The sequence below is a fragment of the Frankia tisae genome (assembly GCF_025403405.1).
Classification (GTDB): Bacteria; Actinomycetota; Actinomycetes; order Frankiales; family Frankiaceae; genus Frankia; species Frankia tisai.
Window position 1 is genome coordinate 1 of the sequence record NZ_JANEZT010000159.1, and the last position, 14,330, is coordinate 14,330.

Sequence of the window (14,330 nt, forward strand, 5' to 3'; positions counted from 1 at the left end):
CAGTGTCGCTGCCCCGCCCCGCCCCACCCCCGGCCGGGGCGGGGCGGGGTAGGTCAGTCGCCGAGGGCGGCCGCGCTCGCCGTGTCGGGCATCTCCAGGTGGCAGGTGAGCCCGCCGTCGATCGGCAGCAGGACGCCGGTGATGAACGAGCCCTCGTCGGAGGCGAGGAACACCGCCCCGCTGGCGATGTCGCTGGAAAGACCGAGCCGAGGCAGCATGATCGTCTTGCGGACGGGCGCCATCAGCTTCTCGTTCGCGACCATCTTCGTCATCTCTGCGCCGCCGGTGTTCGTGAAGCCGACGATGATGGCGTTCGAGCGGATTCCGAACTGGCCGTAGTCGACCGCGACCTGCCTGGTGAGCGAGTTGATCGCACCCTTGGAGGCCTGGTAGCTCGGCCGCCCGGTGATCGACAGCACGCTGGAGGCCGCGGAGATGTTGATGATCGCACCGCCGCCCGCCGCAATGAGGTGCGGAATGGCGTACTTCGCCGCCCAGAACGTGCCGTACAGACCGATGCGGACGATCTCGTCGAAGACCTCGGTGCTGACGTCCGCGACCTTGGTGTCGGGCCTTCCCGGCCCGGTGAGGTGCGTCGCCGCTGCATTGTTGACGACGGTCGTCAGCGAGCCGTAGGTGGACACCGCCAGGTCGACCGCCGCGCGGACGTCGTCCTCCGACGCCGCACTGCCGGCGGCGAACGTGATGTTCTCCCCGCGGGCCTTCGCCTCCTCCTCGATCTCCTTGCCGGCGTCCACGGATCGGCCGGTGAAGACCACGGACGCGCCCTCGCGGGCGAACCGCTCGACGAACTCCCGGCCGATGCCCCGCGTGCCGCCCGTGATGAGGACGACCTTGCCGGACAGCCGCTGAGCGCTCATGCCTGCAGCGCCGCGGACGCCACGCCGACGGGCGCGGGCAGATCGAGCACCGTGACCCAGCCGGTCTTCTGCGTGGCGGCAACGCCGGGCAGGCAGGCGACCGCGCGGGCGGCGTTGAGGGCGGCGACGTGGTCGGGACCGTCGTGCGACCCGGGCAGGCCGAACTGCAGCTCGATCGACGGGCTTCCCTCGACGACGACGCGCCAGTTGGGCTCGTTGATGTCGCTGCGCCAGTCGTCGCCCAGGCCGAGCACCGCGCTCTGCTCGTTGACGAGCTCGTAGAACGGCTTGCCGTTCGAGTAGGCGGTCAGCGTCCACCGGGCCCCGGCGACGTGACCCTTCGGAATGTGAAGGCCGCTGGGCTGCAGCGTGAGGTCCTCCGGCGCCGCGCCGAACTCCTTCTTCGTCAGCTTGGTGCCGTCATACGGGATGCCGAGGGCCTGCGCGACGATCTGCGCGGACTGGCCGATGCACCACTGCCAGGACGCGTCCGCGAAGGAGAGCTCGCCGTCGAGGTCCACGCGCTCGGGGATCTCCTGGCCGAAGCCGAGGAACTCGCCGAGCTGGAAGGCCGACGGGTAGTTCGGGACGTGGTCCTTCTGCCAGGCGCGCACGAACGTGACGTCGGCGCTGTAGCCGGCGGCGAACAGCGGCAGGACGTCGCTGATCAGGCCGGGGATGTTGCCGCCGGCGATCAGGGCGGAGCCGCCCTCCTCGCCGGCGGCCTGGATCAGGTTGTACGACGGCTCGCTCGGCAGGAACCAGCCGCCGTGGCTGGAGTAGACGCTGGTGCCCGCGCGCATGAACCGCGCGATCAGTTCCGGCTGCCAGTCGATGCCGTGCCACGCAAGGACGTCCGCCTTGAGTCCGATCAGCGCGTCGACATCACGGGTGGCGATCACACCCGTGGGGGGAATCCCGACGATGTCACCGGCATCCTTGCCGTCCTTGTCCTCACTGTGCACGAGCACCCCGACGAGCTCGAAGGCCGGGTTGCCCTGCACGAGCCGCACCACCGTGCTCCCGACCCCGCCCGTGTAGCCAACAACCACCCGTAACGCCATGCGTCGCCTCCGCTGTCACCTCTGCGCCATCCAACTGGACGTGCCGAGAGTCACATGCGCGGCGACCCCCGGTCAATCCGTCGGTCAGCAAACTGAACAGCCGTACAGCCGTACAGCCGGCGCGCCACCGGCACCGGCACTTCGCAGGTGGCACGGAATCTCCTCGACATCCGTGTTGTTCACTCCCGGCGACGATGGATGGCAGGGTCGCCGATCGGGCCTGGTGTGCCCGCCGGACGAGGGGTCTCACGGCCCCGCCACGGCCCGCGACGAGGAGGGTGACGGTCGGACGCATGCGCGTGGACATCTGGAGTGACGTGGTCTGCCCGTGGTGCTACATCGGCAAGGCTCGGTTCGAGCAGGCCCTGGCCGGATTCGCACACCGCGACGAGGTGAGCGTGGTGTTCCACTCCTACGAGCTGGACCCGAGCCTGCCCCGCGGCGAGTCCGGCCCCCTGCGCGAGGCGCTGGCGGCCAAGTTCGGACGCCCGGTCGAGGAGATCGCGGCGATGGAGAACCGCGTCGCCGACGCCGCCCGCGGCGAAGGGTTGGAATACACCGCGGACCGGCGCAGCGGGAACACCTTCGACCTGCACCGGCTTCTGCACCTGGCCACCGGCGCCGGCCGGCAGGCCGAGGCGGTCAGCGCCCTGAACGCCGCACACTTCGGCGCGGGCCGGCCGGTGTTCGACCAGGAGACCGCCGTCGAGGTGTTCACCGCCGCCGGTCTCGACGCCGCCGAGGTCAGCCGCGTGTGGGCCGGTGACGACTACGCCGACGCGGTGCGCGCCGACGAACGCGCCGCCCGCGATTTCGGCATCACCGGGGTGCCGTTCTTCGTGCTCGACGACGCCCTCGGGGTCTCCGGCGCGCAGCCCGCCGAGCTGTTCACCCAGGCTCTCGACCAGGCGTGGGCCCACCACCAGCCCGCCTGACCGGGGGCCGGGGGCCGGGGGCCGGACGGGATCCCACCAGGTTTCCCGGATGGCCGATCCGGTGCGACAGTCGTGAGAGCGCCGGGACGGCACCGCCGTGGGTGGAGCGTCACGCCATGCCCCACCCACGGCGGCCGTGCTGGGACCTGGAGCCGATTCGGGAACGAGGACATCCATCATGGTGGAGGCGACGGGCCTGCAGCGCGGGCCGGCACGACCGCTGCTGGTGTACGACGGGGACTGCGCGTTCTGCACCCGCTCGGTGGAGGCGATCCGCGAGCGGATCAGACCCGACGTCGACTTCCAACCGGGGCAGGGTCTCGACCTGGCTGCGTTCGGGTTGACCAGGCAGCAGGTCGACCGGGCCGTGCAGTGGGTGGGCATCGACGGCAGCCGGGCAGCCGGGGCGCAGGCGGTTGCCCGCATGCTGTCCCGCGCCGGTCGGCTGTGGCGGCTCGCGGGCAGGGTCATGGGAGTGCCGCCGGTCAGCTGGCTCGCGGCCGCCGTCTACCGGCTGATCGCCAACAATCGGCAGCGGATGCCCGGCGCGACGGCCGCCTGCGCGGTGCCGCTGCCCGACCGGCGCTGAGCCCGCGGTCGTGGCATGCGGCGTCGGACCGGTCGGTCGGTCGGACCGTCATCCGGGCGCGGCTACGCCGACCCGGCGTGCCCCACTCGAAATAACGGCCAGGAGGTCCTTGGTGTAGTCGTCCCCCTGGTTGCGGAAGACCGCGCGGAGCTTCAGCGCCGCTTTCAGGGTGGCCAGGGCCGCCCGGCCAGAATCTGGTGGCTGGTGAACGTCGAAGCAAAAAAGACTGCGTCATACCCTGGCCGCCGCGGGCTTGCGACTCTTGAAGACGAGGACCGCGACCACGAGTGCAACCGCGACGAAAGCCACCAGCACGAAGAAGGACGTCGCGATCCCGTGGGCCAGATCATGGTGGATCTGGGCCTGCGGACCGAGGCCGGCGTCTGGGTGATGCGCGGAACTGCGCAGCGATGAGCCGTACACCGTGGTGAGGACGGCGATTCCCAGGGCGAGCCCGACCTGCTGCAGGCACTGCAGCAGCCCGGAGGCCGACCCGGTGTCCCGCAGCGGCAGCCCGGCGAGGATGACCATGTTCAGGGGCATGAAGGCCAGCCCGATCCCCAGGCCGAGCAGAATCAGCGGACCGACCACTGCGCCCGGGTAGCTGCTTTCGCCGTCGAGCTGGGTCAGCCAGACAGCGGACACCAGCGCGGACGCGGTACCGACCGTGGTGATGGTCTTCGGGCCGAATCGCGCGAGCAGTTTCGGCGCCGTGCGCGCGCCGCCGAACTGGACCAGGGCCATGGGCAGGAACGCCAGGCCGGCGCGCAGCGGGCTGAGGTCCAGCACCTTCTGCAGGAAGATCGACAGGAAGAAGAAGAAGCTTCCCATCGCCGCGGACATGAGCAGCATGTTGATGTAGGCACCGGCCCGCATCCGTTCCCCGAACAACCGTAGCGGCATGATCGGCTGCTCGGCTCTGGACTCGACGAGCAGGAACCCCAGGAGCAGTACGACGCCGACGGCGAGGGTGACGCCGGTCAGCGTGTCCGACCAGCCGTCCGACGCCGCCCGGATGAAGCCGTACACGAGTGACGTCGTCCCCGCCGTCGACATGATCGCACCGCCGACGTCGAACCGGGCCGGCTGCCGCGGGGTCTCGGTCAGGTACGGCCGGGCCAGCGCGATGACCGCGACACCGACCGGAACGTTGATGACGAACACCCACCGCCAGGAAGCCGTCGTCAGCAGCCCGCCGAGGACGAGCCCGAGCGTCAGCCCCAGGCCGGCAATCATGGAGAAGACGCCCAGGGCGCGTTGCCGCTCGGGACCCTCCTTGAAGTTGGTGGCGAGCAGGGCGAGCGACGCCGGCGCGGCGAACGCCGCCCCCACCCCCTGCGCGGCGCGGGCGGCGACCAGTGCGCCCGCGGAGGGAGCCAGACCGGCGGCCAGCGAGGCGAGGGTGAACAGCGCCAACCCACCGATGAACAGCCGCAGCCGGCCGAAGGCGTCGCCTGCTCGTCCACCCAGCAGCAGCAGCCCACCGAAGGCCAGCGAGTACGCGGTCTGCACCCAGGCCAGGCTCGAGGCGGAGAAGTGCAGGCTGGTCTGAATCCTCGCCAGCGCGATGTTCACGATCGTCGCATCGATGATCACCATCATCTGACAGGCGACGATGACCCCGAGCGCGATCTTCAGACGGCGTCTGTGCTGCTCCTGCGCCACCGCCTCGGCGGCAGGGTCCGCGATCCGTGTGGGTGGTGCGTTCAGCTCCTGAGCACTCATCCTCATCCTTCGAGCAGGACGCGCCCCGGCGGGGAGGACCCGGCGGGCCATCTCGAGATCCAGCCGCCCGGCACGACCGCCAGGCTTGTGGAATAGGAATCCGTTTCCGTTTCGGTCGGCATCACGATACGGAAGATCATTCCACTTGGCAAGCACTCGATCGCTCGGAGCATGGGAGGCCTGGCGGGCAGGCGGTCCGTGGCCAGCCAGGCCACACCCGCCGGCAGCCGCCCGCGGGCCGGGCCGGCACCGTTCTGATCTGCCCGGGGGGGTGCGTCGCTGTCACGGGATCGACCGTGGAGCCGTCATCATGGTCCATCGACCGGCATCGCGCATTAAAGATCAGCAGTAATGCGCATCGCCAGGCGGCCTGCACCCGCTCCAGCCTTCCCCTGATGCTCTGCGGGTGGATCAGCAGATTCAGGATCGGGCAGGTCCGTTCCGCGGGCATCCGGCCACGGACTACCGGCGGCGCAGGCCGTCCAACAGGTAATCGACCAGAATGTGGGCCTCGCTCGACGAAACCGTCTCCGCGGTCACCGCGATCGCATTGATCAGCTTCAGGAGGGTGGACATGTTCAGGTCTGCTCGAATCGAGCCGTCGCGCTGGGCCCGAGAAAGCAGAACAGCACCGGCCGCCCGCATGTTCTGACAGGCAAGGGAGAGCGACGAGACGCCGTCGTGCAGAACCGGCATGACCTCCATGGCCAGGCCGCGATATTCGGCGAGGTGGGAGACGAACTGCTGCAGCCAGTCCGTCAACGCCTCATTGGGCGACCGGGCTTCGGCCAGGCTCTCCGCGGAGACCCGCAGCGCCTCAAAATGATCCAGCAGCACGGCCTCGAGGAGCGCCTCGCGGGTCGGGAAGTGCCGGTAGACCGTTCCGGTACCCAGCCCGGCACGCTTGGCGACCTCGTACAGCGAGGCGTCCGCCCCCTGATCGGCGAACACCGCGCGTGCAGCGGTGAGGAGACGCTCGCGATTGCGGAGAACATCCGTCCGGACCGGTCGGTCGGCTGACGCAGCCAGCGGCCGAGCCATCATGGCTGCCTCCCAGGCATGGCCAAACGGAAAGATCTTCCATATCTTACCACACGACTTCAGGGCGCCCAGCGCCCCGGCGCCGGCCGAGTCGATCAGGCGTTCCCCCTTCGCCGGGGCCCCCGTACGACGCTCACCCGCCCGGCGCACTCGACCCCGGCCAGGTGGAGGTCCCGAACACGGCCATTGCGAAACGGAAGATGAGTCCGTATCGTTGCATCCGGCCGGCAGGGTGCAAGATTTCGCGTGCCGGCACTCCTGCTACCACCACCCGGAGGGAATGATCATGGATCTGCGTGAGGCGCTCTACACGACCCGAACAATGCGCCGGGTGAAGCCCGATCCCATTCCCCTGCCGGTCCAGGAGCGCATCATGGACGCCGCGATTCGGGCCCCCAACGGGGGGAACCTGCAGAAGTGGCGATTCATTCTCGTCGATTCCCCCGAGGTCAAGGCAGCCATCGGCCCGCTCTACCGCGATGCGGTGGCACGCGGCCTGGCCGGCTACTACGGCGACGCCGCGGCCATCGCGAACGGCATTCCCGGCTCGAAGGAGGGTGTACTCGCCCAGCGCATGGTTCGCTCCGCAAACTGGCTCGCGGACAACTTCGAACAAGTGCCGCTGTTCATGTTCGCGCTCATCCCGGCGACCAAATCCGTCGGTTCGGTTTACCCGGCGGTCTGGAGCGCGATGCTGGCCGCTCGAGCCGAGGGCGTCGGCTCGTCGCTCACCACGATGCTCAGCGTCGGCCACGGTCTGGAGACGCTTGCCGCGCTCGGAGTTCCCTTCGAGGAGAACTGGATCAATGCGTGCTGCGTCTCCTTTGGATACCCGACCGGGCGCTGGGCAGTCGCATCACGAGAACCCGCACATTCGGTAACCTACCGCAACCGCTGGCTCGAGCCGGCCGGGTTCCTCGGCGACAGTCCACTGTGGCCTGACCCCACGCCCATCCCGGCCACCGAGCCGGATCACGCCGATGCGTTGTAAACGGATCAGGAGTAAAGCGGAAATCCGCCAGTGACCTTGATTGTCTCGCCGGTGACGAAGCTGCCCTCGGCGGAGCAGAGGTAAATCATCGCTGCGACGATGTCGGCGACGCGGCCCTGGCGGTGGATGAGCTGACGATGGTCGATGATGTCCCGGATGAGCTCCACGGGCAGGTCGGCCATCGCGCTCTCGGTGTCCATGAGCCCGGGTGAGATCGCGTTCACCCGGATGCCGTCGGGCGCGAACTCGGTCGCGAACGCGACCGTCAGGCCACGGACGGCCAGCTTCGACACCGCATACGGCGACGTTCCGATGTGCGACGCCATCGACGAGATGTTGACGATCGACCCGCCGCCCCTGGCCGCCATCGACGGCCGGCAGGCGAGCGAACAGTTCACGACGCCCATGACGTTCACGTCGAACAGCTCACGCACGTCGTCGCGGGCCAGCGTCTGGAACGGCAGGTTGTAGCGGGTGAGATGCCGACCGGCGTTGTTGATCAGGATGTCGATCCCGCCGAAACGCTCGACGGCCTGAGCGACCGCCGCCTCGACGGTGTCCTCGGCGGCGACGTCGCACCGCACGGGTGACACCGCGTGCCCGGCCGCGGCGAGTGCGGCGGCGGAGCGCTCCGCGGCGGCGGCGTCGATGTCGGCGAGCACGACCGAGGCCCCGCGTTCGGCGAGTTCCTGGGCGAACGCAAAGCCGAAGCCCGCCGCGCCGCCGGTGATGAAGGCGACGCGGCCGTCGAAGCGGCGGGCCGGCTCGTGGGTGCCTGAGGGTGCGGTCATCGCGTGGACCTCCGTCGCAGGGACACTGTCTGACGAATCGTCAAACTATGCCGTGTCCCCGCCTCGATCCACCGACGAAGGCCGCCCCGGTGCCACCACCAGGGGCTTCCCGGCGCCGACTACGACTATGGCTTTCGGGCGACCGCTCCGTACGTGCCGACCTGGGCGTCGGACAGTCCGTCCGTCGTACCGTCGGACTGCCAGCGCAGAACGTTGACCAGGCCGGGGTCGACGAGGTCGAAGCCTTCGAAGAAGCGGAGCACCTCGTCGCGGGACCGCAGGCGCGTCGGGATGCCCTGCTGTCGGTAGATCTCCGCCGCCGATTCCGCCTCCTCCGGGGCGAAGTCCGCGGTGCCGTGGGTGAGCGACAGGAAGCTGCCCGACGGCAGAGCATCCATCAGCGTACGGACCAGGCCATGCGGATCACCCTCGTCCGGAATGAAGTGAAGCATTCCGATCAAGGACAGGACAACCGGCTGGTCCGGGTCGAAGGTGTCCTGCACCTCGACGGAGGTCAGGATGCGCGCGGGGTCGTGGAAGTCGGCGTCCACATACGCGGTACGACCCTCCGGACTGCTTGTCAGCAGCGCCCGGGCATGCACGAGCACGATCGGGTCGTTGTCGACGTAGACCACCCGGGCATCCGGCGCGAGACCCTGCGCGACCTCGTGCAGGTTCGGGCTGGTGGGAATGCCCGTGCCGATGTCGAGGAACTGCCGGACACCAGCCTCGCGGGTGAGGTAGCGGGTCGCCCTCAGCATGAAGGCCCGGTTCTGCTGGGTGGTGTTCTGGACATCGGGAAAGACACTGATGATCTGCTCGGCGGCGGCCCGGTCGGCCGGAAAGTTGTCCTTCCCGCCGAGGAAGTAGTCATAGACCCGCGCCGAATGCGGGATGTCCATCTTCAGATCGGCCGAGATGAATCTCTGTGCCGCAGGAACACTCCGTGACGTGCTCGACACCTCGTCCTCAGCCGTTGCCACCGCGACCGCCCTCTCCCCGTCTGACGCCCGTCAGACGCTCCGGGCCTCACCTTAGCGGTCAAATCGCCCACAAGCAGTCATGGGTTCGGCCCTCGGACGACCCGCACTCCCGCCGCGGAGGGGGTCTCCCGGGGCTCCGTCCCGGGCCCAGCGGTTCGGTCGCGGGTACCCGGACCCCGTCCCAGTCGACGGCATCCGCGCTGACCTGGGATTTCACGCCACCAGCGTGGGAGGTCGCACCGGGCCCCGACTGCGCTCCTGCGGCGTCGTCGGGGCCGGCGGTGCCTCCCCGGGCGTGTGACCGGGGACGTAGATCTCAATCTCATGCGGGCACGTGACCACCCCGTGCCGCGAACCCTTGCCCGTCATCGCCGCGCCCCACGCGGCTTCAGCCTCTCTGTCGGGGCCCGGTGCGGGGCCGACTGGGCGTGCGGTAGCCATCGTGTTCTGCTTGCAGTGGGGATTCGCGCACGAGGGCTCACCTCGTACGCACGAGCACCTCCCGCACAGCGTGATCGGAACCCTTCCTGCCGATGGCGTTGGCCCGCTCCCGGGTGGGCTGGATGTTCTCGATCAGGTTGGCTTCGTTGATCTCCCGATAGCGCCTGGTCGCCTGTTCGGCGATCTCCCCCGCGGAAAGCGATGCGTACCGACGGAGATGCGGGGGAATATTTCCCTGCGCCGCCCGCAGTAGCGCCTGCAGGCGAGCCACATACCATCGGCGCAGATCGTCGGGCTCGGCACCCGCATACAGGGTGAGGTCGAAGAAGTCGGTGCGGGCGACAGCCGGGTCGCGTTCACCTGGGCAGCGACGTGGCTGTAGCACGTTGAGACCTTCGACAATCAGGATGTCCGGCCGCCCTGCCGTCAACGACGTACCCGGCAACACGTCGTAGTGCACATGCGAGTAGACCGGAGCTCGAATCTCCCGATCCGCCCTTGCCGCTGCGAGGAAGCGCAGCAAGGACTCCTGGTCGTATGACTCCGGAAATCCCTTTCGATCCAGGAGCCGGCGTTGCTCCAGGATCCGGTTCGGGTACAGAAATCCGTCGGTTGTGACTCTGCTTACCCTCGGGGCCGTCTGCCGGCGGGACAGCAACTCGCCTAGCGCTCGCGCCATGGCGCTCTTGCCGACGGCGCCCGGTCCGGCGATTCGTGACTGGGACCCGGGTCCCTGGACACGCCGCATTCGAGGCTGCGGACGGGTTGCCGCCACGCTTTGATTCCGTTCCCCGGCATCGAGCAGCGACCCGTGTTAGATCTTCCGTGGATGCTCGTCGTGCACCCCGAGGACCCGCTCGCCGAGCGCGCCGTGATCCTGCCGGAGGATCTGGGCCACATCAGTTACATTGCTCAGCCCGAGAACTCGACCTCACGTCTGCGCCTCGAGGAGAGCCTTGCCCGGCTCGGAATCAGCCCCACGGCACCGGCGGGAATCGCCGACTGGGACACTGCCCTTCTCCTCGCCGAACTCGGCACCGTCCCCGCCATCCTCCCGGCGCTGCCCAGACCCACGCTGCTCCCGGACAGCCATACCAGACTGATACCGATACCCGATCTCACCCCACTCGCAGTGGGCTGGGCAGCTCGGAGCTGGCAGGCACTCTCGCCCTACGCCACCGAGTTCGCCGACACCGTCGCCGCCAGTCTGGCTCCGTAAACTGCGCCGCATGACCCAGAGTCCCGGGCGAGACCTCTACGTCGTCACCGGCATCTCGGCCAGCGGCAAGTCGACAGTGGCCCGCCTGCTTGCGGACCGCCTCTCACCGAGCGTCCTGGTCGAAGGTGACGTGCTGCGGGTCATGGTCCGCAACGGACGTGAGGAAATGACCCCGGAGCCCACCGCACCCGCTCTGGCCCAGCTCCGCTCGACGCCGTCCTGCGCGACGAGGCCCTGCTGCCGTCCCCGGGCCCGGCGAGGTAGGAATCGCCGGTGGCCTCACGCCTCGAGGACGACGACGACCTCCTGCTCCTTGGCGTCGGCCAGGACGTCGCAGACCCGTTCGCCGATGACGCCGGAACCGAGCATGCCCTTGCCCGGCTCACCGGGCTGGCCGAAGCCGTGGACCATGGCACGGATCATGACCTCCCGCACCAGCACCTCGCCGGCGCGGGCCTCCCGCTCCAGGTGCCGGTACAGCATCCGCTGCGCCGCCTGCGCCATCGACACCACGCCCATCCCGCGGGCCGGGATGTCGGCCATGCCGCCGCCCATGCCCAGGTAGACCGCGCCCGCGGACAGGGCAGGAAGGAAGGTCGTCGCCGCGCTCAGGTGCAGCTGCAGGTAGGGGCCGAGGTGGTTCTCCGCCTGCTCCCAGGTCGTCGAGAGAACCGGCGTCGGCGTCCACGGGATGTTCACGGCGACGACGACGGCGTCGGCCGAGGCCAGGTCGAGGCGCGCCGCCAGCTCCGCCGCCTGCTCGGCGTCGGCGACGCTGCCCACGACGGTCTTGACGCCCACGAACTCGTCGGGCAACGCGTCGAAGCCGACGGTGTCGCGGTCGACGGCCGTCACCTCCCAGCCCCGCTCGCGAGCTGCGGCGACGATGCCACGCCCGACGTTTCCGGTCGCGCCGACGACGATGAGGGAGAAGGCCATGGAGGAAACCTAGCGAAGGATGCCGCCCGGCGCCGAAGGGCGGCAGATCTTGACAAACCTACCCAAGCGCCGTCAGCCGATCGGCACCCGGTCGGGCGAGGGACCGACGGGGTTGGCACGCAGGGCCCGAACCTCCGAGCGGCGCAGTTCCACCCGCCCGGCACGCTCACGGACCTCGTACACCGGCTGCGGACGGGTCGCCGGGCCCTGGACGACCTCGCCGGCGGTCAGCGCGAACCGGCTGCCGTGCCAGGGACACACCACGCAGTCACCATCGCGTTCGCCGTCGCTCAGGGGGGCGCCCCGGTGGGTGCACCGGTCGTTGATCGCGACGATCCGGCCCTCGACCCTGGTCAACAGCACGGGCACGCCGTCGACCTCGACCTGCCGCAGTGCGGTGGTGACCTCCCCAACCGCCAGCACGTCCGTCCAGTCAGCCGGGCCCCGCTGGAATGCGGTGGTGTCCACCCCCACCCCGAGCGCATAGGCGAGGTGGCCGCCCAGCCACCCGCCGACGCCGAGGGCGGTCGCCCCCGCGAGGCTCGTGGCCAGTCCGCTCGCGCCCCGATGACGCTGCCACCAGGACGCCGCGTAGCTCCCGATGCCGACGATGTTGGCAGCCGCGTGCACGAGCCCGATCCGGCGCTCGGCGCCGTCGGTGTCGAGCCAGTCCGACCATCCGGCCGCCGCGGCGGGACCGGCCGACAGCAGCCCGAGCCCGATGAGCCGCCGCGCGGCCGGGCGAAGGCCGGCCCCACCGGTGACGTCGAGCAGGGTCGCGCTCAGCAGCGTCCCCGCCGGCACGATCACGGCCGCGGGGTGCAGCGGATGCCCGAGTGCCCGGCCGCTGAGTAGATCGCGCAGCCGCTGCGACCGCAGTGCCGTCGACCAGAACGCGGCGGCGCGCCCAGCGACGGGATCAAGCGCCTGCTCCCGTTCGAGCCGATCGAGTACCCGCTCGGACCCGCGCATATCAACCTCTTCTCGGGACATCCCGCCCCACTCGGCGGCGCCGCACCGCTGCACGGCGCGACCGGCGAACTACCCGCGTCCGCGTCCCACACACGCCCCCGGGCCGCCGTTGCCCTGGGCGGCAGCGATAGATAGGACGTTGGTGCCGGTGCCGCCGCCGAAGCGGCTCCGGATCAGTACGGCGACGGCTGGCCCGTCCTCGCCACGACGGCGCCCCCTCCCGGCCTCGCCCAAGACGAATCCAGGACCACACCGGGATGAGGGCGACGTCGACGGTGGCCCGTCAGTCGCGCTCCTGCGCTTCCTGCACCCCCTTGTCCACCTGCTCGGAGTACTTCTCGCCGGTGCGCTTGTCGACTTCCTCGCCCGCCTTGGCCACGGCCTGATCGACCTGCTTGTCGTGCTTGTCCTCGAGGTCACCGAGCTTGTCCGTGAAGCCGCTCATCGGTCGCTCCCTTCGTTGGGTACGTGGCCACGCTGCCCGAACCGCCACGGGCAAAACACGCAGCGGGGGTCAGGGTCCGCCCCAACCCCGGCTCTGCCGGAGCCTGTTGGCCGGGACGCTCCCCAAAGTGATCACGGACACCCGGTGCAATCAGCACATGATCGACGTGCCGGTCGCGGAAAAGCCGAACATCGGTGGCGCTGGCAGTTCAGCCCGAAATCGAACGGATCCGTTGAAGCGTAGAGTCGGAAGTGCCCGGGACGACGACATCCCAACCTTTCGAGGTGCCTGCCACACCGGCGAGGCAACGAGGCATTTATGGGTGTTCTGATCGCCGTGCTGGTGGCGGTGGCAGTCGTGGTCCTGATTTTTGCGGCGGCGAGTGTGCGTCGGGTGGAGCAGTACGAAAAGGGAATCGTATTCCGATTCGGCCGGGCGCTACCGGCGGTGCGCACCCCCGGCCTGAACATGATCGTGCCCGGTGTGGACCGGATGGTGAAGGTTCCCATGCGGACCGAGGTCCTCGGTGTGCCTGCGCAGGGCGCGATCACCCGGGACAACGTCACGCTGACGGTGGACGCGGTGGTCTACTTTCGGGTGATCGATCCGATGAAGGCGATCGTCAACGTGCGGGACTATCCCAACGCGGTGTCCCAGGTCGCCCAGACCTCGCTGCGGTCGGTCATCGGCCGCGCGGACCTCGACACTTTGCTGTCGGATCGTGAGCAGATCAACCTGCAGCTCAAGAGTGTCATCGACGCCCCCACCGAGGAGCCGTGGGGGCTGCGGATCGAACGGGTCGAGGTCAAGGACATCGCCCTGCCCGACTCGATGAAGAGGTCGATGTCGCGCCAGGCCGAGGCGGAACGTGAGCGTCGCGCCCGGGTCATCGCCGCCGACGGCGAGTTCCAGGCGTCGCGCAGGCTGTCCGATGCCGCCGAGGCGATGGCCGCGACACCCGGAGCACTGCAACTGCGCCTCCTGCAGACGGTCGTCGACGTCGCCGCGGAGAAGAACAGCACCCTCGTCATGCCGTTCCCGGTCGAACTGCTGCGCTTCTTCGACCACGCCAACACCCCCGCCGCCGGCACTGCGGCAGCCGCCGTGGTTCCCACCGGGGCCGAGGCGAGGGACGTCGTGGGCAGCGCAGAACCTCTCGGCGCACCCGGCAGGGTCCGCCGGCCGTCGACGGCGCACGAGCCATCGACCGCGAACGGTGCGGGTACGCCTCAACCCGTGTGACTGCCGGACGCAGCCAGGATTACCGGCGGAACGTACATGTTGGTGTACGACCGGTTACGGGCGGGCAGGGCG

15 protein-coding genes are annotated in these 14,330 nt (G+C 69.5%); 5 read left to right on the plus strand and 10 right to left on the minus strand.

The window, feature by feature from the left end; all coding sequences use genetic code 11:
- Positions 1–53 precede the first annotated feature (53 nt).
- Together NBZ85_RS16340 and NBZ85_RS16345 are read right to left on the minus strand one after the other, a co-directional pair.
- Positions 54–881, minus strand: coding sequence for an SDR family NAD(P)-dependent oxidoreductase (locus tag NBZ85_RS16340; protein WP_261557550.1), 828 nt, complete (start codon positions 879–881; stop codon positions 54–56).
- A complete protein-coding gene (locus NBZ85_RS16345) occupies positions 878–1,945 on the minus strand; it encodes a dihydrodipicolinate reductase (protein ID WP_261557551.1) in 1,068 nt (355 codons plus the stop codon). Before NBZ85_RS16345 ends, NBZ85_RS16340 begins: the two co-directional genes overlap by 4 nt.
- Positions 1,946–2,238: 293 nt before the next feature.
- On the opposite strand from NBZ85_RS16345, the gene NBZ85_RS16350 reads away from it, so the two are divergent.
- A complete protein-coding gene (locus NBZ85_RS16350; RefSeq protein ID WP_261562163.1) occupies positions 2,239–2,880 on the plus strand; it encodes a DsbA family oxidoreductase in 642 nt (213 codons plus the stop codon).
- Positions 2,881–3,058: 178 nt separating this feature from the next.
- The gene (locus NBZ85_RS16355; protein ID WP_261562164.1) at positions 3,059–3,469 is read left to right on the plus strand and encodes a thiol-disulfide oxidoreductase DCC family protein; all 411 of its coding nucleotides are present in this window, start codon (positions 3,059–3,061) and stop codon (positions 3,467–3,469) included.
- A 231-nt stretch (positions 3,470–3,700) separates the two neighbouring features.
- Here NBZ85_RS16355 and NBZ85_RS16360 read toward each other — a convergent pair whose 3' ends face one another.
- Both NBZ85_RS16360 and NBZ85_RS16365 read right to left on the minus strand, forming a co-directional pair.
- Entirely contained in the window at positions 3,701–5,194 is a 1,494-nt protein-coding gene (locus tag NBZ85_RS16360; RefSeq protein ID WP_261557556.1) for an MFS transporter, read from the minus strand.
- A 462-nt stretch (positions 5,195–5,656) separates the two neighbouring features.
- Positions 5,657–6,238, minus strand: a complete 582-nt coding sequence (locus NBZ85_RS16365; protein ID WP_261557557.1) for a TetR/AcrR family transcriptional regulator — start codon at positions 6,236–6,238, stop codon at positions 5,657–5,659.
- Positions 6,239–6,521: 283 nt separating this feature from the next.
- On the opposite strand from NBZ85_RS16365, the gene NBZ85_RS16370 reads away from it, so the two are divergent.
- Positions 6,522–7,226, plus strand: coding sequence for a nitroreductase family protein (locus NBZ85_RS16370; RefSeq protein WP_261557558.1), 705 nt, complete (start codon positions 6,522–6,524; stop codon positions 7,224–7,226).
- 5 nt (positions 7,227–7,231) lie between these two features.
- Here NBZ85_RS16370 and NBZ85_RS16375 read toward each other — a convergent pair whose 3' ends face one another.
- The 3 genes from NBZ85_RS16375 to coaA form a co-directional block, all read right to left on the minus strand.
- On the minus strand, positions 7,232–8,017 hold the full coding sequence (locus NBZ85_RS16375) for an SDR family NAD(P)-dependent oxidoreductase (RefSeq protein WP_261557560.1): 786 nt from the start codon (positions 8,015–8,017) through the stop codon (positions 7,232–7,234).
- Positions 8,018–8,142: 125 nt separating this feature from the next.
- Positions 8,143–9,000 carry an SAM-dependent methyltransferase gene (locus NBZ85_RS16380; RefSeq protein ID WP_261557562.1) on the minus strand — a complete coding sequence of 286 codons (858 nt, stop codon included), beginning with the start codon at positions 8,998–9,000 and terminating at the stop codon, positions 8,143–8,145.
- Positions 9,001–9,478: 478 nt separating this feature from the next.
- Positions 9,479–10,189 carry a type I pantothenate kinase gene (gene coaA / locus NBZ85_RS16385; protein WP_261562165.1) on the minus strand — a complete coding sequence of 237 codons (711 nt, stop codon included), beginning with the start codon at positions 10,187–10,189 and terminating at the stop codon, positions 9,479–9,481.
- A gap of 30 nt (positions 10,190–10,219) precedes the next feature.
- Here coaA and NBZ85_RS16390 point away from each other — a divergent pair, with 30 nt between their 5' ends.
- On the plus strand, positions 10,220–10,660 hold the full coding sequence (locus NBZ85_RS16390) for a LysR family transcriptional regulator substrate-binding protein (RefSeq protein WP_261557564.1): 441 nt from the start codon (positions 10,220–10,222) through the stop codon (positions 10,658–10,660).
- A gap of 279 nt (positions 10,661–10,939) precedes the next feature.
- Here the strand turns inward: NBZ85_RS16390 and NBZ85_RS16395 are convergent, their stop codons facing one another.
- From NBZ85_RS16395 to NBZ85_RS16405, 3 genes are all read right to left on the minus strand, one after another.
- A complete protein-coding gene (locus tag NBZ85_RS16395) occupies positions 10,940–11,599 on the minus strand; it encodes an NAD(P)H-binding protein (RefSeq protein ID WP_261557565.1) in 660 nt (219 codons plus the stop codon).
- Between the two features lie 72 nt (positions 11,600–11,671).
- Positions 11,672–12,571, minus strand: a complete 900-nt coding sequence (locus NBZ85_RS16400; RefSeq protein ID WP_261557568.1) for a Rieske (2Fe-2S) protein — start codon at positions 12,569–12,571, stop codon at positions 11,672–11,674.
- A 283-nt stretch (positions 12,572–12,854) separates the two neighbouring features.
- Positions 12,855–13,016 (minus strand): antitoxin, encoded by a 162-nt coding sequence (locus tag NBZ85_RS16405; protein WP_261557569.1) that lies wholly within the window; start codon positions 13,014–13,016, stop codon positions 12,855–12,857.
- Between the two features lie 318 nt (positions 13,017–13,334).
- On the opposite strand from NBZ85_RS16405, the gene NBZ85_RS16410 reads away from it, so the two are divergent.
- Positions 13,335–14,258: a slipin family protein gene (locus tag NBZ85_RS16410; RefSeq protein ID WP_261557570.1), complete on the plus strand. Its 924-nt coding sequence runs from the start codon at positions 13,335–13,337 to the stop codon at positions 14,256–14,258.
- Positions 14,259–14,330 lie beyond the last annotated feature (72 nt).

Bases quoted from the DNA above. Each gene is read 5' to 3' on its own strand.
- NBZ85_RS16340 (WP_261557550.1), bottom strand. From the start codon at position 881: ATGAGCGCTCAGCGGCTGTCCGGCAAGGTCGTCCTCATCACGGGCGGC.
- NBZ85_RS16345 (WP_261557551.1), bottom strand. From the start codon at position 1,945: ATGGCGTTACGGGTGGTTGTTGGCTACACGGGCGGGGTCGGGAGCACG.
- NBZ85_RS16350 (WP_261562163.1), top strand. From the start codon at position 2,239: ATGCGCGTGGACATCTGGAGTGACGTGGTCTGCCCGTGGTGCTACATC.
- NBZ85_RS16355 (WP_261562164.1), top strand. From the start codon at position 3,059: ATGGTGGAGGCGACGGGCCTGCAGCGCGGGCCGGCACGACCGCTGCTG.
- NBZ85_RS16360 (WP_261557556.1), bottom strand. From the start codon at position 5,194: ATGAGTGCTCAGGAGCTGAACGCACCACCCACACGGATCGCGGACCCT.
- NBZ85_RS16365 (WP_261557557.1), bottom strand. From the start codon at position 6,238: ATGATGGCTCGGCCGCTGGCTGCGTCAGCCGACCGACCGGTCCGGACG.
- NBZ85_RS16370 (WP_261557558.1), top strand. From the start codon at position 6,522: ATGGATCTGCGTGAGGCGCTCTACACGACCCGAACAATGCGCCGGGTG.
- NBZ85_RS16375 (WP_261557560.1), bottom strand. From the start codon at position 8,017: ATGACCGCACCCTCAGGCACCCACGAGCCGGCCCGCCGCTTCGACGGC.
- coaA (WP_261562165.1), bottom strand. From the start codon at position 10,189: ATGCGGCGTGTCCAGGGACCCGGGTCCCAGTCACGAATCGCCGGACCG.
- NBZ85_RS16395 (WP_261557565.1), bottom strand. From the start codon at position 11,599: ATGGCCTTCTCCCTCATCGTCGTCGGCGCGACCGGAAACGTCGGGCGT.
- NBZ85_RS16400 (WP_261557568.1), bottom strand. From the start codon at position 12,571: ATGCGCGGGTCCGAGCGGGTACTCGATCGGCTCGAACGGGAGCAGGCG.
- NBZ85_RS16405 (WP_261557569.1), bottom strand. From the start codon at position 13,016: ATGAGCGGCTTCACGGACAAGCTCGGTGACCTCGAGGACAAGCACGAC.
- NBZ85_RS16410 (WP_261557570.1), top strand. From the start codon at position 13,335: ATGGGTGTTCTGATCGCCGTGCTGGTGGCGGTGGCAGTCGTGGTCCTG.